At 43.5% G+C, this 23,303-nt stretch carries 27 protein-coding genes, 4 tRNA genes and 2 rRNA genes; 3 read left to right on the top strand and 30 right to left on the bottom strand.

The features are described from left to right. The first annotated feature begins 30 nt into the window (after positions 1-30). Complete coding sequence (locus tag QUD85_RS01710) at positions 31-435, top strand: OsmC family protein (protein WP_093331412.1); 405 nt, start codon at positions 31-33, stop codon at positions 433-435. 90 nt (positions 436-525) lie between these two features. On the opposite strand, the gene QUD85_RS01705 is transcribed toward QUD85_RS01710, so the two are convergent. The 18 genes from QUD85_RS01705 to rplN form a co-directional block, all read right to left on the bottom strand. After that, positions 526-1,425: a phosphoribulokinase gene (locus QUD85_RS01705; RefSeq protein WP_093331409.1), complete on the bottom strand. Its 900-nt coding sequence runs from the start codon at positions 1,423-1,425 to the stop codon at positions 526-528. 156 nt (positions 1,426-1,581) lie between these two features. Beyond that, positions 1,582-1,986, bottom strand: coding sequence for a 50S ribosomal protein L17 (gene rplQ, locus QUD85_RS01700; protein ID WP_093331407.1), 405 nt, complete (start codon positions 1,984-1,986; stop codon positions 1,582-1,584). 41 nt (positions 1,987-2,027) lie between these two features. Beyond that, on the bottom strand, positions 2,028-3,017 hold the full coding sequence (locus QUD85_RS01695) for a DNA-directed RNA polymerase subunit alpha (protein ID WP_093331405.1): 990 nt from the start codon (positions 3,015-3,017) through the stop codon (positions 2,028-2,030). A gap of 25 nt (positions 3,018-3,042) precedes the next feature. Further along, complete coding sequence (gene rpsD / locus QUD85_RS01690) at positions 3,043-3,663, bottom strand: 30S ribosomal protein S4 (protein WP_093331402.1); 621 nt, start codon at positions 3,661-3,663, stop codon at positions 3,043-3,045. Positions 3,664-3,685: 22 nt separating this feature from the next. Beyond that, the gene (gene rpsK, locus QUD85_RS01685) at positions 3,686-4,075 is read right to left on the bottom strand and encodes a 30S ribosomal protein S11 (protein ID WP_093331400.1); all 390 of its coding nucleotides are present in this window, start codon (positions 4,073-4,075) and stop codon (positions 3,686-3,688) included. A gap of 15 nt (positions 4,076-4,090) precedes the next feature. Next, on the bottom strand, positions 4,091-4,447 hold the full coding sequence (gene rpsM, locus QUD85_RS01680) for a 30S ribosomal protein S13 (protein WP_093331397.1): 357 nt from the start codon (positions 4,445-4,447) through the stop codon (positions 4,091-4,093). 158 nt (positions 4,448-4,605) lie between these two features. Then, a complete protein-coding gene (gene rpmJ, locus QUD85_RS01675; protein WP_093331394.1) occupies positions 4,606-4,722 on the bottom strand; it encodes a 50S ribosomal protein L36 in 117 nt (38 codons plus the stop codon). Between the two features lie 18 nt (positions 4,723-4,740). Then, positions 4,741-6,066, bottom strand: coding sequence for a preprotein translocase subunit SecY (secY, locus tag QUD85_RS01670; RefSeq protein WP_093331392.1), 1,326 nt, complete (start codon positions 6,064-6,066; stop codon positions 4,741-4,743). An 8-nt stretch (positions 6,067-6,074) separates the two neighbouring features. Beyond that, positions 6,075-6,509, bottom strand: coding sequence for a 50S ribosomal protein L15 (gene rplO, locus QUD85_RS01665; RefSeq protein WP_093331389.1), 435 nt, complete (start codon positions 6,507-6,509; stop codon positions 6,075-6,077). A 3-nt stretch (positions 6,510-6,512) separates the two neighbouring features. Continuing rightward, positions 6,513-6,692 carry a 50S ribosomal protein L30 gene (gene rpmD, locus QUD85_RS01660; RefSeq protein WP_093331387.1) on the bottom strand — a complete coding sequence of 60 codons (180 nt, stop codon included), beginning with the start codon at positions 6,690-6,692 and terminating at the stop codon, positions 6,513-6,515. A gap of 6 nt (positions 6,693-6,698) precedes the next feature. After that, positions 6,699-7,202: a 30S ribosomal protein S5 gene (gene rpsE / locus QUD85_RS01655; RefSeq protein ID WP_093331384.1), complete on the bottom strand. Its 504-nt coding sequence runs from the start codon at positions 7,200-7,202 to the stop codon at positions 6,699-6,701. Between the two features lie 9 nt (positions 7,203-7,211). Beyond that, positions 7,212-7,565, bottom strand: a complete 354-nt coding sequence (gene rplR, locus QUD85_RS01650) for a 50S ribosomal protein L18 (protein WP_093331382.1) — start codon at positions 7,563-7,565, stop codon at positions 7,212-7,214. 9 nt (positions 7,566-7,574) lie between these two features. Then, complete coding sequence (gene rplF, locus QUD85_RS01645; protein ID WP_093331379.1) at positions 7,575-8,108, bottom strand: 50S ribosomal protein L6; 534 nt, start codon at positions 8,106-8,108, stop codon at positions 7,575-7,577. Between the two features lie 10 nt (positions 8,109-8,118). Continuing rightward, complete coding sequence (gene rpsH / locus QUD85_RS01640; RefSeq protein WP_407705084.1) at positions 8,119-8,508, bottom strand: 30S ribosomal protein S8; 390 nt, start codon at positions 8,506-8,508, stop codon at positions 8,119-8,121. 19 nt (positions 8,509-8,527) lie between these two features. Continuing rightward, entirely contained in the window at positions 8,528-8,833 is a 306-nt protein-coding gene (rpsN, locus tag QUD85_RS01635; protein WP_093331374.1) for a 30S ribosomal protein S14, read from the bottom strand. Positions 8,834-8,844: 11 nt separating this feature from the next. Then, complete coding sequence (gene rplE / locus QUD85_RS01630) at positions 8,845-9,384, bottom strand: 50S ribosomal protein L5 (protein WP_093331371.1); 540 nt, start codon at positions 9,382-9,384, stop codon at positions 8,845-8,847. Positions 9,385-9,402: 18 nt separating this feature from the next. Continuing rightward, entirely contained in the window at positions 9,403-9,717 is a 315-nt protein-coding gene (gene rplX, locus QUD85_RS01625; RefSeq protein ID WP_093331369.1) for a 50S ribosomal protein L24, read from the bottom strand. Positions 9,718-9,729: 12 nt separating this feature from the next. Then, positions 9,730-10,098, bottom strand: a complete 369-nt coding sequence (rplN, locus tag QUD85_RS01620; protein ID WP_093331584.1) for a 50S ribosomal protein L14 — start codon at positions 10,096-10,098, stop codon at positions 9,730-9,732. Positions 10,099-10,459: 361 nt separating this feature from the next. On the opposite strand from rplN, the gene QUD85_RS01615 reads away from it, so the two are divergent. Continuing rightward, positions 10,460-11,554 (top strand): porin, encoded by a 1,095-nt coding sequence (locus QUD85_RS01615; RefSeq protein WP_093331366.1) that lies wholly within the window; start codon positions 10,460-10,462, stop codon positions 11,552-11,554. A gap of 1 nt (position 11,555) precedes the next feature. On the opposite strand, the gene QUD85_RS01610 is transcribed toward QUD85_RS01615, so the two are convergent. Further along, positions 11,556-12,029 (bottom strand): LabA-like NYN domain-containing protein, encoded by a 474-nt coding sequence (locus tag QUD85_RS01610; RefSeq protein WP_093331364.1) that lies wholly within the window; start codon positions 12,027-12,029, stop codon positions 11,556-11,558. A gap of 1 nt (position 12,030) precedes the next feature. After that, the gene (locus QUD85_RS01605; protein WP_093331361.1) at positions 12,031-12,276 is read right to left on the bottom strand and encodes a VF530 family protein; all 246 of its coding nucleotides are present in this window, start codon (positions 12,274-12,276) and stop codon (positions 12,031-12,033) included. A 203-nt stretch (positions 12,277-12,479) separates the two neighbouring features. Here QUD85_RS01605 and QUD85_RS01600 point away from each other — a divergent pair, with 203 nt between their 5' ends. Further along, on the top strand, positions 12,480-12,758 hold the full coding sequence (locus QUD85_RS01600; protein ID WP_093331358.1) for a hypothetical protein: 279 nt from the start codon (positions 12,480-12,482) through the stop codon (positions 12,756-12,758). A gap of 1,205 nt (positions 12,759-13,963) precedes the next feature. On the opposite strand, the gene tuf is transcribed toward QUD85_RS01600, so the two are convergent. From tuf to QUD85_RS01550, 10 genes are all read right to left on the bottom strand, one after another. Continuing rightward, entirely contained in the window at positions 13,964-15,148 is a 1,185-nt protein-coding gene (gene tuf, locus QUD85_RS01595) for an elongation factor Tu (RefSeq protein WP_286219620.1), read from the bottom strand. A gap of 80 nt (positions 15,149-15,228) precedes the next feature. Then, a tRNA-Thr gene (locus QUD85_RS01590) sits at positions 15,229-15,304 on the bottom strand. A gap of 16 nt (positions 15,305-15,320) precedes the next feature. After that, positions 15,321-15,394, bottom strand: a tRNA-Gly gene (locus QUD85_RS01585). 234 nt (positions 15,395-15,628) lie between these two features. Then, positions 15,629-15,713: transfer RNA gene (locus tag QUD85_RS01580), tRNA-Tyr, on the bottom strand. A gap of 29 nt (positions 15,714-15,742) precedes the next feature. Next, positions 15,743-15,818 (bottom strand) — tRNA-Thr (locus QUD85_RS01575). 150 nt (positions 15,819-15,968) lie between these two features. Continuing rightward, positions 15,969-16,697, bottom strand: a complete 729-nt coding sequence (locus QUD85_RS01570; protein WP_093332477.1) for a type III pantothenate kinase — start codon at positions 16,695-16,697, stop codon at positions 15,969-15,971. Then, positions 16,694-17,671, bottom strand: a complete 978-nt coding sequence (gene birA / locus QUD85_RS01565) for a bifunctional biotin--[acetyl-CoA-carboxylase] ligase/biotin operon repressor BirA (protein WP_093332479.1) — start codon at positions 17,669-17,671, stop codon at positions 16,694-16,696. Before birA ends, QUD85_RS01570 begins: the two co-directional genes overlap by 4 nt. Next, entirely contained in the window at positions 17,668-18,714 is a 1,047-nt protein-coding gene (murB, locus tag QUD85_RS01560) for a UDP-N-acetylmuramate dehydrogenase (RefSeq protein WP_286219619.1), read from the bottom strand. Before murB ends, birA begins: the two co-directional genes overlap by 4 nt. A 1,056-nt stretch (positions 18,715-19,770) precedes the next feature. Then, positions 19,771-19,885, bottom strand: a 5S ribosomal RNA gene (gene rrf / locus QUD85_RS01555). Positions 19,886-20,027: 142 nt separating this feature from the next. After that, positions 20,028-22,912 (bottom strand): 23S ribosomal RNA (locus QUD85_RS01550). Positions 22,913-23,303 lie beyond the last annotated feature (391 nt).

The raw sequence follows: 23,303 nt of genomic DNA, 5'->3' as shown, positions 1-23,303 counted from the left end.
TTGCGGCACTTTAATTAAGAGATTAAACACATGAAAGCAACGGTAAAATGGGTAGGTGAAGAGACCTTTATGGGTATTTCTGAAAGCGGCCACTCTTTAATTTTAGATGCCAATGGCGGTAAGACGGCGCCGAGCCCACTAGAGAATGTTTTACTTTCTCTAGGTGGTTGTTCCTCTGTCGATGTTGTCAGTATTTTGCAAAAAGCACGTCAACAGGTTACAGGCTGTGAAGTGCACCTAGAAGGTAAGCGTGTCGACACTGTACCGCGTTTGTTTAGTGATATTCACTTAACGTTTGTGATCACCGGTACCGATGTTGCTGAAAAGCATGTTGAACGCGCCGTGAATTTATCTGCTGACAAATATTGCTCTGTTGCCCTAATGCTCAATAAAGCGGTTAATATTACCCACAGCTATGAAATCGTAAATAGCTAAATTTAAGAAGCTATATTTTATCAGTAAAGTATAGCTTTCTTGATATAAAGCTAGCATTGGGCTCGTTTATATTAGCCCATTTAGGTGGTGTTACAAATCACTCATCCAATCGAGCTGACTATTAGCTTCCGCCTTTTTCGTCATTAGATCTTGTATCAATGGCTTTAAAATAAGCTCCATTGCCAAGCCCATTTTCCCACCAGGTACCACTAAGGTGTTAACTCTCGACATGAATGAACCTTGAATCATTCTTAGGTAATAAGGAAAGTCGACATTGCTTGATTCTCTAAATCGAATAACAACAAAGCTTTCATCTAGCGTTGGTATTGCTTTGGCACTAAATGGATTAGAGGTATCTACTGTTGGTACACGCTGAAAATTAATATGTGTTTTTGAAAATTGAGGTGTAATGTAAGAAATATAATCTTCCATACTTCGAACAATAGAAGCGGTTACGGCTTCCCTGCTATGTCCACGCTGATTGATATCTCGGTGAATCTTTTGTATCCACTCTAAGTTAACAATAGGAACCATGCCTATCAGTAGGTCGACATGTTTAGCTACATCATTTTTTTCGGTAACTACACCACCGTGAAGACCTTCATAAAATAACAAGTCTGTACCCTGTCCCATATCTTCCCATGGCGTAAACGTGCCTGGCATTTGGTTATATGGTACCGCCTCGTCAAAGGTATGCAGATAGCGGCGCACTTTACCCACTCCGCGCTCTGAGTAGTCTTTAAAAAGGCTTTCTAGTGAATCAAAGTCGTTTGCCTGCTCGCCAAAGTAACTTATGGTGCGCTGCTCTTCTTCAGCCTTACGTCGTTCTACACCCATCTCTTGACGAGAAAATCGATGAAAACTATCGCCTTCCACCATGGCAGGTTTGATATTTAAGGAACGAAAAATGTGCTCAAACGATTCCGTCGTGGTTGATGTTCCAGCGCCTGAAGAACCGGTAACTGCAATGATAGGATTTCGAGCTGACATTTTTTAACCTTATTGTTGTTTCTGCCAATCGCTATGGACAATAAAATAGCGGACCTATTTTTATACGTTTAATAGTGAGTCTGGTCAAGCGATTAACGTTTACCCATAAAAAAACGGAGCACTAAGTGCTCCGTTTTTTGATAACTCAAAACTGAATTATGCTTCTGCGCTAGTTTCTTCAACCTGAGCAGCTTCTTCTGCAACTGGGCGATCTACTAACTCAATGAAAGCCATAGGTGCTTTATCACCAGTACGGTAACCACACTTAAGAATACGTGTGTAACCACCTGGGCGATCTTGGTAACGAGAACCAAGTTCGTTGAATAAAATACCTACTACTTCTTGATCGCGAGTACGTGCAAACGCTAAACGACGGTTTGCTACGCTGTCTTCTTTAGCCAATGTAATTAATGGCTCAACAACGCGACGTAATTCTTTAGCTTTAGCAACTGTAGTTTTAATAACACCGTGCTTAACTAAAGAGCTTGCCATATTGCGGAACATCGCTTGACGATGACTGCTATTACGGTTTAACTGGCGACCGCTTTTACGATGGCGCATAAGTTAATCCTTATCTTAACTAATAATTTACGTTGACCGAATTAATCGTTATCAGCTAGGCTCTCTGGTGGCCAGTTTTCTAGGCGCATACCTAGAGATAAACCACGAGAAGCTAATACGTCTTTAATTTCAGTAAGTGACTTCTTACCTAAGTTAGGTGTTTTAAGAAGCTCTACCTCAGCACGTTGCACAAGGTCACCAATATATTGGATTGCTTCTGCTTTTAAGCAGTTAGCTGAACGTACTGTTAATTCTAAATCATCAACTGGACGAAGTAGAATCGGATCAAATAGAGGTTTCTCTTCTTTTTGCTCCGGCTCTGAGATATCGCGTAATTCAACAAACGCATCTAACTGTTCAGCTAGAATAGTTGAAGCACGACGAATCGCTTCTTCAGGATCTAACGTACCGTTAGTTTCCATATCGATGATTAATTTATCTAAGTCCGTACGTTGTTCAACACGAGCTGAATCAACATCGTAGGCTATACGCTCTACAGGACTAAAAGACGCATCTACTAATAAACGACCGATAGCTCGATCTTCTTCTTCGGCATTACGACGAGCTGATGCTGGAACGTAACCACGTCCCATTTCAACTTTAATACGCATGTCAATTGAACCGTCACCTGTTAAATGACAGATAACGTGCTCTGGATTAGCGATAGTTACATCGCCGTCATGCTGAATATCAGCTGCCGTTACAGGGCCTTCGCCAGACTTAGTTAAGGTAAGAACGGCTTCTGTTTTGCCTTCAATACCTACCGCAAGCCCTTTTAAGTTCAACAGAATTTCGATGATGTCTTCTTGTACACCTTCTTTACTGCTGTACTCGTGTAATACGCCATCAATTTCAACTTCCGTTACTGCACAACCTGGCATAGACGAAAGTAAAATACGACGTAAAGCGTTACCTAAAGTGTGACCAAAACCACGCTCTAATGGTTCTAAAATAACTTTAGAACGCGTAGTGCTGATAGTTTCCACTTCTACCAAACGTGGTCTTAGAAATTCGGTTACAGAACCCTGCATTATGTCCTCTCTTTAAAGTTCAACTTTACTTAGAGTAAAGTTCGACAATCAACTGTTCGTTAATTTCCGCAGATAAATCAGAACGATCTGGAATACGCTTGAACACGCCTTCCATTTTCTTATTATCTACTTCAACCCAGACTGGCTTCTCACGTTGATCAGCAAGTTCTAAAGCAGCAACGATACGCGCTTGAGATTTTGCTTTTTCACGGATTGAAACCACATCTTCTGCTTTAACAGTGAAAGATGGAATATTAACAACTTGACCGTTTACTACGATAGCTTTGTGGCTAACTAGCTGACGTGCTTCTGCACGAGTGCTAGCAAAACCCATACGATAAACAACGTTATCAAGACGCTTTTCTAAAAGCTGTAACAAGTTTTCACCTGTGTTGCCTTTAAGACGAGCAGCTTCCTTGTAGTAGTTACGGAATTGCTTTTCTAATACACCGTAGATACGACGTACTTTTTGCTTTTCACGAAGCTGTAAACCATAGTCAGATAAACGACCGCGACGAGCGCCGTGCTGACCAGGAATAGTTTCGATTTTACATTTAGTGTCAATTGCTCTAACACCGCTTTTTAGGAACAAGTCTGTTCCTTCGCGGCGGCTAAGCTTTAGCTTAGGACCTAAATATCTTGCCATTTTCTTTCTCCAACTATCCTAATTAAACGCGACGTTTCTTAGGAGGACGACAACCATTATGAGGAATAGGAGTAACGTCAGTAATGTTGGTGATTTTATAACCAGCAGCATTTAAAGCACGGATTGCAGATTCACGACCTGGACCCGGACCTTTAACGAATACTTCAATATTCTTCAAGCCAAACTCTTGTGCAGCTTTACCTGCGCGCTCTGCAGCTACCTGAGCAGCAAAAGGTGTAGATTTACGTGAACCACGGAAACCTGAACCACCTGCAGTCGCCCAAGATAATGCATTACCTTGACGGTCTGTAAGAGTTACGATTGTGTTGTTGAAAGAAGCATGGATATGAGCCATGCCATCAGCAACTTGTTTTTTTACACGTTTACGTGAACGAACTGGTGTTTTAGCCATGTCTTATCTCCTCGCTTACTTCTTAATAGGCTTACGAGGACCTTTACGGGTGCGCGCATTTGTTTTAGTGCGTTGACCACGTAGAGGTAGACTGCGACGATGGCGAATACCACGAAAACAGCCAAGGTCCATCAGACGCTTGATGTTCATTGAAACTTCACGGCGTAAGTCACCTTCAACAGTGTACTTATCCACTTCTGCACGAAGCAAATCGATTTGAGCTTCGTCTAATTCGCTGATCTTAGTTGATTCTGCGATACCTGTGCTTGCACAAATAGCTTTTGCGCGTGTTGCACCGATACCGTAAATCGCAGTAAGGGCAATTACTGCATGCTTACGATCAGGGATGTTAATGCCAGCGATACGGGCCACTAACACATCTCCTATATAAAAATTAAAAACTACAGGTTGAAAAGCCCGTTAGGATACTCAACCTGCCTACTTTTTTTGCAATGCGATGCGGCATTATACAGAAAAATCTGCATAATACCACTTCTAAAAGATTTAGCTGTGTAAGTTAATGTTAACCATTAACCTTGACGTTGCTTGTGCTTAGGGTCGCTGCTACAAATTACGCGAACAACACCTGCACGTTTAACGATCTTACAGTTACGACAAATCTTTTTTACGGATGCACGAACTTTCATTTTCTACTCCGTTAAATCTTAGCGGCCGTGGCCTTTAAGATTAGCTTTCTTAAGTACGCTGTCATATTGATGAGACATCAAATGAGTTTGTACTTGTGCCATAAAGTCCATGATAACAACAACGATGATCAGTATCGACGTACCGCCGAAGTAAAACTGAACATCCCAAGCAATCATCATAAACTCAGGAACCAAACAAATAAAGGTAATGTACAACGCACCTGCTAATGTAAGGCGTGTCATTACTTTATCAATGTAACGAGAAGTCTGCTCACCTGGGCGAATACCTGGAATGAAAGCACCTGACTTCTTCAAATTATCTGCTGTTTCACGCGGGTTAAATACTAACGCCGTGTAGAAGAAACAGAAGAATATGATCGCTGCCGCAAGCAACATTACGTATAACGGCTGACCTGGAGAAATTGCCGCAGACAAATTCTGTAACATGTCAGCTACTGCGCCTTCACCTTGACCAAACCAACCTGCTAAGGTCGCTGGGAACAAGATAATACTTGAGGCGAAGATTGGTGGGATAACACCCGCCATGTTCACTTTCAACGGTAAGTGTGTGCTTTGTGCAGCAAATACCTTACGGCCTTGCTGACGTTTTGCATAGTTAACAACGATACGACGTTGACCACGCTCAACAAACACTACGAAGAAAGTTACCGCAAATACGATAACGCCAATTAGCAACAATACTAATAAGTGCAATTCACCTTGACGCGCCATCTCAGCTGTTTGACCAACAGCTGATGGCATACCAGCAACAATACCTGCAAAGATAAGGATAGAAATACCATTACCAATGCCGCGCTCTGTAATTTGCTCACCTAACCACATTAAGAACATGGTACCAGTAACCAAAGAAACAACAGCTGCAAAGTAGAAACCAAAGCCAGCGTTTAACACTAGACCTGGCATCATACCCGGTAGACTTTTCGCAATCGCAATTGATTGCAATGTTGCCAATATTAAAGTGCCGTAGCGGGTGTATTGACTGATTTTACGACGTCCAGCTTCACCTTCTTTTTTAAGCTCTTGCAAACTTGGTACTACGTGAGTACTAATTTGCATGATAATAGAAGCTGAAATGTACGGCATAATACCAAGTGCCAATACAGAGGCTCGCTCAAGAGCACCACCAGAGAACATGTTAAACATGCCAATGATGGTGTCCTTTTGTTGTTCAAACAACTGAGCTAATACAGCGGCGTCAATACCAGGGATTGGCACGAAAGATCCTAAACGAAACACAAGTAGTGCCCCGAATACAAACCATAATCTTTGTTTTAGCTCAGACAATCCGCCTGCGCCTTTATTATCCAGTCCTGGTGTAGCCATAATCCGTATTATTCCTCGATTTTTCCGCCTGCAGCTTCGATGGCTGCACGTGCACCTTTAGTTACCGCAATGCCGCGAACAGTGATAGCTTTGTTGATCTCGCCAGAAAGCATGATCTTTACTGTTTCAATGTTACGACCTACGATGTTAGCGTCTTTTAAAGCATGAATATCGATAACGTCTGCTTCAACGTTGTTTAATTCATGTAAGCGTACTTCAGCGCGTACTAACGACTTACGTGATGTAAAGCCGAACTTAGGTAAACGCTGTTTCAATGGCATTTGACCGCCTTCGAAACCTGGACGAACGCCACCGCCAGAACGAGACTTCTGACCTTTGTGACCGCGACCACCTGTTTTACCTAAACCAGAACCGATACCACGACCTACGCGTTTCTTCGCTGATTTAGCACCTGGTGCAGGAGATAATGTATTTAAACGCATCGATTAGTCCTCCACCTTAACCATGTAATAGACTTGGTTAATCATACCACGAACTGAAGGAGTATCTTCTAGTTCAACTGTGTGGTTGATTTTGCGTAAACCAAGACCTTTCAATGTAGCTCTGTGCTTCGGTAAACGACCGATAGAGCTTTTTACTTGAGTTACTTTAACTGTTTTAGCCATGTTCAATTACCCCAAGATGTCAGCAACGCTTTTACCACGCTTAGCTGCTACAGCTTCTGGCGACTTCATGTTCGCTAGTGCTGAAACAGTTGCACGTACAACGTTGATTGGGTTAGTAGAACCGTATGCCTTAGACAATACGTTCTGTACGCCAGCAACCTCTAGTACTGCACGCATCGCACCACCGGCGATGATACCTGTACCTTCAGAAGCAGGTTGCATGTATACCTTAGAACCTGAGTGACGGCCCTTAACAGGGTGTTGAAGAGTAGTTCCCTTCAAGTCAACAGTTACTAAGTTGCGGCGTGCTTTTTCCATTGCTTTTTGGATAGCAGCAGGAACTTCACGTGCCTTACCGTAACCAAAACCAACACGGCCGTTTCCGTCACCAACTACTGTTAGTGCCGTAAAGCTGAAAATACGACCACCTTTAACCACTTTAGATACACGGTTAACGGCGATTAACTTTTCAGCTAATTCACTTTGTTGTGTGTTTTCTACATTAGCCATCATCAACTCCTAGAACTGAAGGCCAGCTTCACGAGCTGCTTCAGCTAACGCTTTTACGCGACCGTGGTAACGGAAACCAGAGCGGTCAAATGCAACAGACTCAACGCCTTTTGCTTTAGCACGCTCAGCAATTGCTTTACCTACGGCTGCAGCTGCTTCGATGTTACCTGTTTTCTCAACTTGAGCACTAACTTCTTTGTCTAAAGTAGACGCTGATGCGATTACTTCAGAACCAGTTGGCGCGATCAATTGAGCGTAAATATGGCGAGGAGTACGGTGAATGACTAAACGATTCGCACCCAACTCGCTGATTTTAGCGCGTGCACGTTTTGCACGGCGTAAACGAGATGTTTTCTTATCCATCGTATTACCCTACTTCTTCTTAGCTTCTTTACGGCGTACATGTTCGTCTGCATAACGAATACCTTTACCTTTATAAGGCTCTGGCTTACGGTATGCGCGAATGTTCGCTGCTACTTGACCAACCAACTGCTTGTCAGCACCTTTCAGTGTAACTTCAGTTTGGCTAGGAGTTTCAACAGTGATTCCAGCTGGAATGTCGTGCGCGATAGGGTGAGAGAAACCTAAGTTAAGGTTTAACACTTTACCTTGAGCTTGTGCACGGTAACCAACACCGTTTAAAACTAATTTCTTTTCAAAGCCTTTGCTTACACCTTCAACCATGTTGTTGATAAGTGCGCGAGCAGTACCGGCTTGAGCCCATGCAGCTTTGCTTTCTTCAGCTACGTTAGTTGTAATTGTGTTTTCTTCTTGAGAAACAGCAACTAAACCGTGAACCGTGTGAGAAAGTTCGCCTACTGGACCTTTAACTGTAATGTCTTGACCTGATAACGTTACGGTAACGCCAGCAGGAACTGTGACAGGTGCTTTTGCAACACGAGACATAATTTGCTCCTTACGCTACGAAACCGATGATTTCGCCACCAAGACCCGCAGAGCGAGCGGCGCGATCAGTCATCAAACCTTTAGAAGTAGAAACAATCGCAATACCCATACCCGCTAATACTTTAGGAAGCTCAGTAGCACCCTTGTATACGCGAAGACCAGGACGTGAAACACGTTTGATTGATTCAATTACTTCTTTACCTTCAAAATATTTCAATTCAACAGTTAGCTCAGGCTTAGTACCTGTTTCTACTGCGTAGTCTGAAATATAACCTTCTTCTTTAAGCAAGTTAGCAATTGCAACTTTAAGCTTAGAAGATGGCATTGTTACTGCAGTTTTCGCTGCAGATTGACCGTTGCGGATGCGTGTAAACATGTCCGCGATAGGATCAGTCATCATAACCATTTACTCCCGTGAATTACCAACTAGCTTTCTTAAGACCAGGAACTTCACCGCGCATCATAGCTTCACGCAATTTGATACGGCTTAAGCCGAACTTGCGTAAGTAACCATGTGGACGACCAGTCACGTTACAACGATTACGTTGACGTGAAGAGCTCGAATCACGAGGTAAAGTTTGAAGTTTTAAAACCGCATCCCAACGCTCTTCTTCAGAAGAATTGACGTCAGAGATGATTGCTTTTAAAGCAGCACGCTTTTCAGCGTATTGTGCTACTAGTTTTGTACGTTTAGCTTCACGAGCTTTCATTGACGATTTAGCCATAACTCTACACCTTATTTCTTGAACGGGAAGTTAAAGGCAGAAAGCAGAGCGTGACCTTCTTCGTTAGATTCTGCTGTAGTAGTGATAGTAATATCCATACCACGAATCTTATCGATTTTATCATAATCGATTTCTGGGAAGATGATTTGCTCACGAACGCCCATACTGTAATTACCACGACCATCGAACGACTTCGGGTTTAAACCACGAAAATCGCGAATACGAGGAACTGAAATAGAGATAAGACGCTCTAAAAATTCCCACATTCTTTCGCCGCGTAGAGTTACTTTTGCGCCAATAGGGTAGCCTTCACGAATCTTAAAGCCTGCAACTGACTTGCGAGCTTTAGTGATCATAGGCTTCTGACCAGAGATTGCAGTAAGATCATTTGTCGCAGCTTCTAATACTTTTTTATCAGTAATAGCTTCACCAACGCCCATGTTAAGGGTGATCTTTTCAATCCGAGGGACTTGCATGACACTTTTGTACTCAAACTTCTTCTGAAGTTCAGCTACAACTGTATCTTTGTAAAAATCATGCAGTTTCGCCATCGTTTACTCCAATATTAATTAAACTAATTCGTTATTAGACTTGAAGAAACGTACTTTTTTGCCGTCTTCAACTCTAAAACCAACACGATCGGCCTTGCCAGTAGCAGGGTTTACGATCGCAACGTTTGAAACTTGGATAGGTGCTTCTTTCTCAACGATGCCACCAGCTTGCTGTAACTGAGGTACAGGTTTTTGGTGTTTCTTGATTAAGTTTACGCCTTCCACATATACTTTGCCTTCTTCAACAAGAACTTTAGTAACTTTACCAGTTTTGCCCTTGTCTTTGCCTGCAAGTACGATTACTTCATCATCACGACGAATCTTAGATGCCATTATCGTGACTCCTTATAGTACTTCTGGTGCTAATGACACGATTTTCATGAACTTTTCAGTACGTAGTTCACGTGTCACTGGCCCGAAAATACGAGTACCAATTGGCTGTAAGCTTGCATTAAGCATTACTGCCGCGTTGCCGTCAAAGCGAATGGCTGAGCCATCCTGGCGACGAACGCCCTTTTTAGTGCGCACCACTACCGCATTCAGTACATCACCTTTTTTAACTTTGCCGCGAGGAATTGCTTCTTTCACTGCAACTTTAATGATGTCACCTATGCGTGCATAGCGACGGTGCGAGCCACCAAGGACCTTAATACATTGCACGCGTCGAGCGCCACTGTTATCAGCAACGTCTAGCTGTGTTTGCATTTGGATCATTTTTTGTGCTCCGCTGTTAATAAATTCAAGGCCAGAAATTTGACCCGTCACTGCCTTTAAAAATCCCACCCAAATAGAGCGGGCGCGAGATTATAACACCACTAAATAAAAAGTGGTACTTTATTTAACTAAAAAATAAGCGATTCGCGCATTTATTCACCACAGGCCTACAGATAGCGTCGTTATTAGGGTTTGTAACAAGTTGTAGCCCCCTAAAAATGACCTCTAAAGTCATAAAATTCCGCGTTAAAAACTAAGTAAGGGCAAAAAAGCGTGATTTCAATAGAAAAACGCCAAATTTTTGTTGGCGTTTGATTAACAATTGCATAACATTTAGTCAGGCATCCTAGGGAGACTGGCAATGCGGAATATCAGATTAGTGTTACTAACAAGTATTTTAGGCGGTTTAACAACATTGCACGCGAACGCGCAAGAAGAAAGCAACAGCGTATGGGACTATGCAAAGCTGTATAAAAATGAGCAAGGCGACTACTTAAACCTATCTGGCAGATTACAACTCGACTCCGCCTGGTTTGATGCCGACCAAGGTGATTACCAAGATGTGCTTTGGCGACGCTTTAGGTTTGGCTTTAAAGGTCAGTGGGGCAGTATTACCTCAGGACTTGAAGCTGACATCAACTTAAACAATGAATTGGGTGACTCGTATAATCGACTAACAGATGCCTACATAGCGTGGAAAGCAAATGACGCGTTGACATTAACCTTCCTTAAACAATCGGCTGGCTTTACACTGGGCGGTAAAACCTCATCCAAAAAACTCTATACGCCGCAACGTAACAACCTCACCAATAATCTTTGGTTTACTGACGAGTACTTCACCGGTGTTAGCGCTAAAGGTAAATTCGGCAGTGGTTGGGCATATAAGGGTGGTATATATTCAAGTGACCCGAGTGATGAAATCGGATTTAGCGACGGTAGTTACTTTGGTTTAGCCACATTAGATAAAGACTTCAATATTTCTGGTTTTGATTCGGCTAAAGTTTCGATTGACTATGTTTTTAATGATGTCGATCCAACCTCTGGCACGAATAACTTTTCCAATATTTTAAGTGTCAGTAGTGAATTACAAACAGGTGATTTTCTTTTCTTGTCTGACCTTGCAATGGGGACTGGTGATATGGGCCAATCAGACCTGTGGGGTCTAGTGTTAATGCCGACCTATTTCCAGTCTGAGCGACTGCAGTGGGTGCTCAGGTATACCTTTATCAGTAGTAGCGAAAACAATGGCATTAAGTTTGGCCGTTATGAAAGAGAAATAGCGTCAGGTAACGGTGATACCTATAACGAGTTCTATGCTGGGGTTAACTACTATTTCAATGAACACAAATTTAAAGTGCACCTTGGTGCTCAGTATACTTCGATGGAAGATAGTGCGAGAGATGGTGGCGACTATGATGGCGCCGGCTTAACGTTAGCTATAAGAACCTATTGGTAGATCATAACAGCAAATTGCTGTCAATCGGATGAAACCGAGTAGACACATTGATTAGCGATTGCGCTGTTAAACTTTCAACACCATAAACATCAACTTCTGTATTATGGTGTTGAATTAAGTGCTTTACCAGCACATCAAAATCACCATCGCCTGACAATAACACAACTCTATCGCTATCGCTGCCGTGGGCGATTGCATCTACTGTAATACCAACATCCCAATCACCTTTTGCACTGCCGTCTTTGCGTTGAATAAAAGGCTTCAGTTTTACTTCAAAACCAATACCACGCAGTATGTTTTGAAACTGACGCTGCTTTTCGTCGCCTCGGTCGATAGCATAGGCTATTGCTTTGTTCACCTGCTTACCTTCTGTGACTTGCTGCCAAAAGGCATTGTAATCAAACCTTCTTTGATAAGCGTCTCGTGTGGTGTAATAGATGTTTTGGATATCAACTAAAATAGTAATCGATTCCATCTCACAGTCCGTCCCATGGGTTCACACGCGGTTTTGAAAAGGTATTAATATAGAGCTGTTCTACTTTCTCTCTAGCCCAAGGCGTTTTGCGCAAAAATTTAAGCGATGATTTAACAGAAGGGTCTTTCTTAAAGCAGTTTATTTTGATTCTTAAACTTAACTGCTGCCAACCATAATGTTCGACTAATTTAGTTAGTATCGCTTCTAAGGTTAAGCCGTGGAGTGGATTGTTCGGTTGGTTGTTCATGTTGCGCTCTCTTGATTGATGCCGGCATTATCTCACAACTAGCTAACTTAAAACTACGTGCAACGCAGTAAATTAGGGTACCTAAAAGACTATTTACTATAATTAATAGCGTTTCGTTGCTTTTTACTAACGAAATGCAACAAAACACGGATGGTATATTAAGTCATCATACCTGTGATAAACATTTAGTGAGGGTATTTGTTATGGCATTAGAAGCTGAAGCAGCTAAAAGACTTCGCAGATTAGGAATCCTAGGGCTAGCCTTGTTCGCCGGTTATCTTTTTTACAGCGCCGCTGAAATCCGGGCGCACACTGCAGAGTGCGAACTTCTGACGAAAGCCGTGTTTAATGACGCTGACAAAGTCATTGCTGGCGTTGACATATATTGTGACTCGTTAAAAACCAATATAGCGACTGTTCAAAGAGTATGTCCAGATTTCTCGGTTCCTAATTATTCCGCATATTCAAAGTATTGTAGTTAACAAAAAGAGCGCGAAAGCGCTCTTTCTTTGGCTTTTTCATTAACAACTAAATGATCAATGAAGTGCTAACAGATGCAGTGGTAAAACATCAGGGGATGACGGTAGAAATTATTTGCCATAGGCTTTAAAGCTGAATGCTTAAAGTAAAACAACTTGCTCCATGCACCATGTTCCTTTAGCGAAGCGACCAATCACCTCGTTCCTCGTACCTATAACGAAGCGAACTCGTACCTGTTCTAGCCTGGTGCTTTGAGCTACGTGCTGCGTAAAAATAAGTAATCACGCTCGGTGGCCTTAAAACAAAAAAGAGCGCCTAAGCGCTCTTTTTTAGTGGTAGCTGTGTTAGCTAAGATTAGTCGATAATCTTTTATATGACCTCCATGGAAGGAGGAAATGCCGATACGTGTCGGGAACACTTTCGGCCAACGAATGCACCTACTGTACGACTCATGTTAATCATACAATGATTTATCCCCATGCCAGAGGCATGTGGCGATTTAGTAAATTAGGCCATTAGGACTAATTTAGAACTAAATCGTCATCACGGATTCTCCGCGAAGTTTGGAAGAACAGGCATAAAAAAAGGGTTGCTAATGCAACCCTTTCTTATAAAGCTTAGGCTTCAAAAATTAGTCGATAATTTTTGTATGACCTCCATGGAAGGAGGAAATGCCGATACGTGTCGGGAACACTTTCGGCCAACGCCAGCACCTACTGTACGACTCTCAGCTTCGTCCCAGAGGAACTCGCGAAATACGCTAAAAAATTGTAGGGAACAATTTTTCATTGCAACGCAACCCTTGTGGTCGAAGGCAGGATGCCAAAGATAAAAACTGTCCATTGGGACACTTTTCTTAACGCTATTCCTCTTCACGGATTCTCCGCTCGGTGGCCTAAAACAAAAAAGAGCGCCTAAGCGCTCTTTTTAAGTGGTAGCTGTGTTAGCTAAGATTAGTCGATAATTTTTGTATGACCTCCATGGAAGGAGGAAATGCCAATACGTGTCGGGAACACTTTCGGCCAACGAATGCACCTACTGTACGACTCTCAGCTTCGTTCCAGAGGAACTCGCGAAATACGCTAAAAACTGTCCATTGGGACACTTTTCTTAACGCTATTCCTCTTCACGGATTCTCCGCTCGGTGGCCTAAAACAAAAAAGAGCGCCTAAGCGCTCTTTTTTAGTGGTTGCTGTGTTAGCTAAGATTAGTCGATAATCTTAGATACAACACCAGCACCAACTGTACGGCCACCTTCGCGGATAGCGAAGCGTAAACCTTCGTCCATCGCTACTGGGTTGATTAGCTCAACAACAAACTTCAAGTTGTCGCCTGGCATTACCATTTCTACACCTTCTGGAAGCTCTACAGCACCAGTGATGTCAGTTGTACGGAAGTAGAACTGTGGACGGTAACCTTTGAAGAATGGCGTGTGACGACCACCTTCATCTTTTGAAAGTACGTATACTTCTGATTCGAACTTCGTGTGTGGAGTGATTGAACCTGGCTCAGCTAGTACTTGACCACGCTCTACTTCTTCACGCTTAGTACCACGTAAAAGAATACCACAGTTCTCACCTGCACGACCTTCGTCTAGAAGCTTACGGAACATCTCAACACCAGTACAAGTTGTCTTTTGTGTCTCTTTGATACCAACGATTTCTACTTCGTCACCAACTTTGATGATACCGCGCTCTACACGACCTGTTACTACTGTACCACGACCTGAGATTGAGAATACGTCTTCGATTGGCATGATGAATGCACCGTCAATCGCACGCTCTGGCTCTGGAATGTAAGTATCAAGTTGCTCTGCAAGCTCAAGTACTTTCTCTTCCCACTGTGCTTCACCGTTAAGTGCGCCTAGTGCTGAACCTTGGATGATTGGAAGGTCGTCACCTGGGAATTCGTATTCGTTAAGAAGTTCACGAACTTCCATTTCTACTAATTCAAGTAACTCTTCGTCGTCTACCATGTCACATTTGTTCATGAATACGATGATGTAAGGTACACCAACCTGACGTGAAAGAAGGATGTGCTCACGTGTTTGTGGCATTGGACCGTCTGTTGCAGCTACAACTAAGATCGCGCCGTCCATTTGAGCAGCACCAGTGATCATGTTTTTGATGTAATCCGCGTGACCCGGGCAGTCTACGTGTGCGTAGTGACGAGTTGCTGTGTCATACTCAATGTGAGAAGTATTGATTGTGATACCACGCTCACGCTCTTCTGGAGCGTTATCGATTTGTGCGAAATCACGAACTTCACCACCGTGAGTTTTTGTTAATACCGCAGAGATAGCAGCTGTTAACGTAGTCTTACCGTGGTCAACGTGTCCGATAGTACCAACGTTTACATGCGGTTTCGAACGTTCAAATTTTTCTTTAGCCATTTTAAAATACCTCTAGGTAGATTAACAAAGTTATATAATTAAAAAGTACAGAGATAGTAAGGATAGTCGATCTTAGATGCTGGTGCTGATAGGCAGATTTGAACTGCCGACCTCACCCTTACCAAGGGTGCGCTCTACCAACTGAGCTATATCAGCAACAAGACAAAAAAGATGGAGCGGACGGCGGGAATCGAACCCGCAGCATTAGCTTGGAAGGCTAAGGTATTACCACTATACGACGTCCGCAGATTCTATCGAATTATCTCTGCATAATAGGAAAGTAGTACTACCTTCCTTTTCTAGCATCGCTATTGCGCTGCTAAGAAAAATGGTGGAGGGAGGTGGATTATAAAAAACTTCCTGTCTTTTCCCCTAAAGGGCCGCTCTTTGAGCGTTCAAAATTGTTCCTGACAATTTTGGCGAACAGTGTTCTCATCCAAATCCCATCACCTAGCACCGCTAACGCGTTGCTAAGGAAAATGGTGGAGGGAGGTGGATTCGAACCACCGAAGGCGGAGCCGTCAGATTTACAGTCTGATCCCTTTGGCCACTCGGGAACCCCTCCAAATTTTCAACTCTTCTTACGAAGATTAATGGTGCCGACTGCCGGAGTCGAACTGGCGACCTACTGATTACAAGTCAGTTGCTCTACCAACTGAGCTAAGTCGGCACTACATTAAGTGGAGCGAATTCTAGTGCAATGTAAGACGCCTTGCAATAGCTGAGCCCAAAAAAAATGCCTATTTTCTATGTTTGCTGATTTTTTCAACGCAATTGTGAATTAGAGGTGAAATTAACGATGTCTAATTATAAGAAATCGTTAATCCTTAAACTGATACAGCCCTTTAAAAACAAGCATTGGTTCCAAAATCGAATCAATAGTCAATTGAGAAGATAAAAGTTCACCATAACCGCCAGTGATCACTAGCTTAGTATCTTGGTTATCAAGCTTTTGGTATGCCTTTTCTATTCCACCTAGGGTTGCTGCAACAACACCATTATTGACGCAACCTTGGGTGTTTTGCCCAAATGCTACTTGCTGCGGGTATTCAATCTCAGCTTCTATTTTGTCGGTATGTTGAAGTAGTGCATTTACCATAGTATCGAGACCAGGCAAAATCCAACCACCTAAATGGACACCCTGACTATTGATAATATCGATAGTCGTCGCTGTACCAGCATCTACAATCATGCAGGACTGATCAGGGAAATAATGTTTTGCCGCAATCAATGCAAGCCAACGGTCAACGCCTAGCTTACTAAAATCCGTATAAGCGTTCTTTACACCTAAAGCCTCAGCAGACGTTTCTACATGAATACAGGCGATGCTATTTTGTTGGCAATAAGTAGTCACAGTAGACAAGAGTACTTTATTGGAAACACTGGCATAAACAACCGTAGTTGCGTCTTTTAAAATAGTCGACAGTAATTGCTCATTTACATCGTTATGCTTAACTGCGGTGTAGCCAACATCAAAACTAGGTTTGGTATCTGCATCGACAAGCACATATTTAAAATAGGTATTGCCAACGTCAATCAGTGCGATCATTTACCTGCCCTCAGACTGACTTCGCCACCGTAGATGGTTTTTAACTCTCCTGCGGATTCTAACAACAAAGCACCTTGTGAATTGATACCTTTGCACGTGCCTAATAAGGTCTTGTCACCAGTGATTAGATTAACTGGTTTGTTAAAAAAGAAATCTTGTTTTTGCCAAGCAGAAACCATGTCCGTCAGACCATGTTCAGCATGTTCAACTAAACGTTTATATAAACATATTATCAGCGTTGCCACGAGCTGGTTTCGATTAATAGGACGACCAACATGTTGCTGCAGATCAGTCCAAGGCTGATCAACCTTGTTTGCTACATTTGCTGGCATATTTAGATTTAATCCTATGCCTATAACGCTATGGCAAGTCTCTAGAGGCTGCCCTTCAAGATCAATTAATATTCCCGCAAGTTTTACACCATCGAGGTAGATATCATTAGGCCATTTTAACTGCACTTTAATGCCAAACAACTGGTTAATAGCATCTGAAACTGCTAGTGCGGCAACAATGTTTAATCCCATAGCGGCAGCCATGCCTTGTTCAACAGGCCAATACATCGACAAATAAATATTGGCGCCAAAAGGTGACACCCATTCACGGCCTCGCCTTCCACGGCCAGCGCTTTGATATTCGGCTACACAAGTGTGGCCAATACTCAATTGATTAGGTAATTTTCGAAGTAAAAAAGAGTTGGTGCTATCAATCAAGCTATGCACTTCTAAATCAATATCGTCTGCCTTAACGGGAAAGTGCGCTAATATTTTGTCCTTTGCAAGTAAATCTAATGGCTCGCTTAGCTTATATCCTTTCCCTTTTACCGAAAAAACATCTAAGCCCATGTCAGCAAAAAGTTTGATCTGTTTGGATATCGCAGCACGACTAACACCAAGCTCATCTGCAATGTCTTGCCCTGAGATAAAGTGGCCATCAGCTAAACGATGTATGAGCTCTTGTTTAATAATTTTTGTCATACCAACACCTCTTGATATGGTGTATCACCTTTTTCAGTCACCATTCGTACTTCAGGTTCGAGCGATATTCCAAATTTGTCTTTAACTTGCTCCAATGCATACTTAGCCAACAAGACTAATTCTTCGCCGTTTCCATTGTTGGGGTTTGTTAACACTAACGCCTGTTTGTCATGAATCGCAACATTGCCATGTGCATAGCCTTTCAAGCCAGCTTGGTCAATTAACCAACCCGCCGCAAGTTTGATGTGCTTTTTATCTACAGGATAATTTGGCATAGCGCCGAACTTAGCAACTAGTTGTTCGTAAACCGATCGCTCGACAACGGGGTTTTTGAAGAAACTTCCTGCATTAGGAATCAGTGTTGGATCTGGGAGTTTTGACTGCCTTATTTCGATAACTTTTTCCATGACTTGCACAGGGGTCGCGTCAATTGAAAGTTCATCTAGCCCAGCATAATGCAGCTTAGGTTGCCAAGCATGGCTCAGAAAAATACCGACCTCTATTATGATCCCTTTGCCTTTTAACTGCTGTTTAAAGATGCTCTCACGGTAGGAAAATTCACATTCTTCTTTGCTCATCTTATGCACTTTGCCGGAGGCAAATTCGTACCATTTAACCCATCGACAAACATCGGCAAATTCAACGCCGTATGCACCGATATTTTGAACCGGGGCGGCTCCAACACTGCCAGGGATAAGCGCTAAATTTTCGATACCAGGCATGTTATTGGTGGTACATTGCTCAACCAAGGTATGCCAGTTCTCTCCAGCCGCAACAGTTAATAGATGACCGTCGCCTTGCTGCTGGACATCAATGCCTTTTAAGTTAACTTTTATTAGATTTGAAACCTCTTCAGAAGCAAACAATGTATTACTGCCCTCGCCAATGACATAGAAAGGGGTTAAACCTTTTACATCTAACTTGGATAAGTCAGCGATAGTATCTATCGTCGCAACTTGTTTAGTATATGCATTGACGTTAAATGAGTTGTAGGCACTTAAATAAGGCAAGAAATTGCTCTCTGGTGGGTAATCACGTTGCAAGCATTCTAGAATAAAGCTTGCACTAAGGGAAGTACAAATAGCTATAGGCTATAAGCCATAGGCGGTAAGGAAAAACGATTCGTACTTCGTATCTATAATAGTCCTTGCTGGTGTAAAAGGCTCTGCGTCCCTTGTTCCCTTAAGCAACGCGAACCAAAAACGTAGGAGATCCCGTATAACGACATCACGGGATGACGATGTTTTTATCGTTTCTATTTTAGCTGCGTGCTTCGAGCTATGTGCTGTGTGTAAAAAGACTCCACGTTCCTTGTTCCCAGCAGCTATGCTGCGTGTCCCTCTCACTGCTGTTTGGTATCCATACTTTCGCAGTATTAGTACATCCATATACGTCAGCGTTAGCGTACTCGCCCCTAATTTTATTCCAAAAAACAAAGCCTGACATAAGTCAGGCTTTTCTTAGGAATAAAAGCTTAGCTCAGGTCCAGGGTAAGCTAGAGGCTAACCCGCTTATATGGCCATGGATGGTCGGTATACCTAATCTGCAGGAGCAAGTTTAGGTGCTAGGGTAAACATAAAATTGTTTATCTTTACGAAAACCTGAAAAGCCCTACTGACGTGAAAGGATTCACTAATGTCGCGAGGATACATGGAAGTATTGTTGCGACCGAGAGATAACGCGATGTCCTACTGTATTCCGTACTTCCCTGTACTCCACCCTATAGGGCCGCACATTGTGCGTTCAAATTTGTTCCGGACAAATTTGTATTCCGTACTTCCTGTACTCCACCCTAAAGGGCCGCACGTAGTGCGTTCTAAAATATTCCCGATATTTTAGTCACATGAGGACACTGTCCCATGTACTGAGTAGACATCCTAAAATTATTCCAAAAAAAAAGCCTGACGTAAGTCAGGCTTTTCTTAGGAATAAAAGCTTAGCTCAGGTCCAGGGTAAGCCAGAGGCTAACCCGCTTTTCAGGGTAAACATAAAATTGTTTATCTTTACGAAAACCTGAAAAGCCCTACTCGAGAGTACGGACATGCAAGCGCTAATAACAAAAAAGCCCGCTCAATGAGCGGGCTTTCTCTTAATTAGAAGCTTAGCGATGTCCTACTCTCACATGGGACCTCCCACACTACCATCGGCGCTGCTGCATTTCACTTCTGAGTTCGGCATGGGATCAGGTGGTTCTACAGTGCTATTGTCGCTAAGCAAAAACTTGTTAACTTGGAAAGCGTCTACTAATACTCAATTCTTATCGATTCAATCAATCATCATACAAGGCCTACATGGATGTAGGTCATCAGGTACCTGTCTGGAACATGGTACGTGGCCTAAATCATTTAGGTGTTGTATGGTTAAGCCTCACGGGCAATTAGTACGGGTTAGCTCAACACCTCACAGTGCTTCCACATCCCGCCTATCAACGTCGTAGTCTCCAACGACCCTTCAGGGACCTTAAAGGTCCAGTGAGAACTCATCTCAAAGCCTGTTTCCCGCTTAGATGCTTTCAGCGGTTATCAGTTCCGAACGTAGCTACCGGGCAATGCCATTGGCATGACAACCCGAACACCAGAGGTTCGTCCACTCCGGTCCTCTCGTACTAGGAGCAGCCCTCTTCAATTCTCAAACGCCCACGGCAGATAGGGACCGAACTGTCTCACGACGTTCTAAACCCAGCTCGCGTACCACTTTAAATGGCGAACAGCCATACCCTTGGGACCGACTTCAGCCCCAGGATGTGATGAGCCGACATCGAGGTGCCAAACACCGCCGTCGATATGAACTCTTGGGCGGTATCAGCCTGTTATCCCCGGAGTACCTTTTATCCGTTGAGCGATGGCCCTTCCATACAGAACCACCGGATCACTATGACCTGCTTTCGCACCTGCTCGACGTGTCTGTCTCGCAGTTAAGCTGGCTTATGCCATTGCACTAACCGTATGATGTCCGACCATACTTAGCCAACCTTCGTGCTCCTCCGTTACGCTTTGGGAGGAGACCGCCCCAGTCAAACTACCCACCAGACAGTGTCCCCAAGCCCGATAAGGGCCCTAGGTTAGAACATCACGCATACAAGGGTGGTATTTCAAGGTTGGCTCCACACAAACTGGCGTCTGCGCTTCAAAGCCTCCCACCTATCCTACACATGTAGGAGCAATGTTCACTGTCAAGCTATAGTAAAGGTTCACGGGGTCTTTCCGTCTAGCCGCGGGTATACGGCATCTTAACCGCAATTTCAATTTCACTGAGTCTCGGGTGGAGACAGTGTGGCCATGATTACGCCATTCGTGCAGGTCGGAACTTACCCGACAAGGAATTTCGCTACCTTAGGACCGTTATAGTTACGGCCGCCGTTTACCGGGGCTTCGATCATGAGCTTCGCAAAGCTAACCCAATCAATTAACCTTCCGGCACCGGGCAGGCGTCACACCGTATACGTCATCTTTCGATTTTGCACAGTGCTGTGTTTTTAATAAACAGTTCCAGCCACCTGGTTACTTCGACCGACCAAAGCTTAGGGAGCAAGTCCCATCACCCTAGCCGGCGTACCTTCTCCCGAAGTTACGGTACTATTTTGCCTAGTTCCTTCACCCGAGTTCTCTCAAGCGCCTTAGTATTCTCTACCTAACCACCTGTGTCGGTTTGGGGTACGGTTCCTATATATCTGATGCTTAGAAGCTTTTCCTGGAAGCAGGGCATCAACAGCTTCTGTTCCGTAGAACATCGTCTCGACTCTCAGCCTTAAGGCGACCCGGATTTACCTAAGTCACCAGCCTACAATCTTTCACATGGACAACCAACGCCATGCCTGCCTAGCCTTCTCCGTCCCTCCTTCGCAATATATAGAAGTACAGAAATATTAATCTGTTTCCCATCGATTACACCTTTCGGTCTCACCTTAGGGGCCGACTTACCCTGCCCTGATTAACATGGGACAGGAAACCTTGGTCTTTCGGCGAGGGGGTTTTTCACCCCCTTTATCGTTACTCATGTCAGCATTCGCACTTCTGATACCTCCAGCATGCGTTACCACACACCTTCAACGGCTTACAGAACGCTCCCCTACCACTTATCCAAAAGGATAAATCCGCAGCTTCGGTGACTAGTTTAGCCCCGTTACATCTTCCGCGCAGGCCGACTCGACTAGTGAGCTATTACGCTTTCTTTAAAGGGTGGCTGCTTCTAAGCCAACCTCCTAGCTGTCTAGGCCTTCCCACATCGTTTCCCACTTAACTAGTACTTTGGGACCTTAGCTGGCGGTCTGGGTTGTTTCCCTCTTCACTATGGACGTTAGCACCCATAGTGTGTCTCCCGGATAGCACTCATCGGTATTCGGAGTTTGCAAAGGGTTGGTAAGTCGGGATGACCCCCTAGCCTTAACAGTGCTCTACCCCCGATGGTGTTCGTCCGAGGCTCTACCTAAATAGATTTCGGGGAGAACCAGCTATCTCCCGGCTTGATTAGCCTTTCACTCCGACCCACAGGTCATCACCGCATTTTTCAACATACGTGTGTTCGGTCCTCCAGTTGGTGTTACCCAACCTTCAACCTGCCCATGGGTAGATCGCCGGGTTTCGGGTCTATGCCTTGCAACTAAACGCGCAGTTAACACTCGCTTTCGCTACGGCTCCCCTAATCGGTTAACCTTGCTACAAAACATAAGTCGCTGACCCATTATACAAAAGGTACGCAGTCACCCCGAAGGGCTTCCACTGCTTGTACGTATACGGTTTCAGGTTCTATTTCACTCCCCTCACAGGGGTTCTTTTCGCCTTTCCCTCACGGTACTGGTTCACTATCGGTCAGTTAGGAGTATTTAGCCTTGGAGGATGGTCCCCCCATATTCAGTCAACATTTCACGTGTGCCGACCTACTCGTTTTCACAAAGTGCTTGTTTTCGTGTACGGGACTATCACCCTGTATCGTTGTCCTTTCCAGAACATTCCACTAACGCACACCCGCTTAAGGGCTAATTCCCGTTCGCTCGCCGCTACTAAGGAAATCTCGGTTGATTTCTTTTCCTCGGGGTACTTAGATGTTTCAGTTCTCCCGGTTCGCCTCTTTATCCTATGAATTCAGATAAAGATACCCGCCTGATGACGGGTGGGTTTCCCCATTCAGAAATCTCAGTCTATAACGGTTTTTATCACCTCAACTGAGCTTATCGCAGATTAACACGTCTTTCATCGCCTCTAACTGCCAAGGCATCCACCATATACGCTTAGTCACTTAACCATACAACCCTAAATAATCTACCGATTATTTGCTGTAAGCTGTCAGCGATAAGGCGATAACGAAAAAATCATTAACGCTTTACGGCTAAAAACCTAAAACAACACGGATGTGTATGTGGACTGATTGCGCTCATAATGAGCTTCTTGAGTAAGAATTTTGAGAACGTCTTAATAAATTAAAACGTTATCTGATAAGTCGTTAAACTTATCGTGATACATAACAAGGAAGATTATGTATCTGTTGGTATTTATAGCGCGACACTATAAACACCGGGTATTAATATCAGCTTTCCAAATTGTTAAAGAGCAAAATTTCATAAAGAAATTAAATAGAAACAATCAAGATGATTACTTTTATTTAATTTCTAAATGGTTATCAAAGCAATTTGTGT

It is taken from the genome of Thalassotalea agarivorans (assembly GCF_030295955.1).
GTDB classification, from domain to species: Bacteria; Pseudomonadota; Gammaproteobacteria; order Enterobacterales; family Alteromonadaceae; genus Thalassotalea_D; species Thalassotalea_D agarivorans.
Note: the sequence above shows the minus strand (reverse complement) of the source record. Positions and strands in the feature narration are given on the sequence as shown.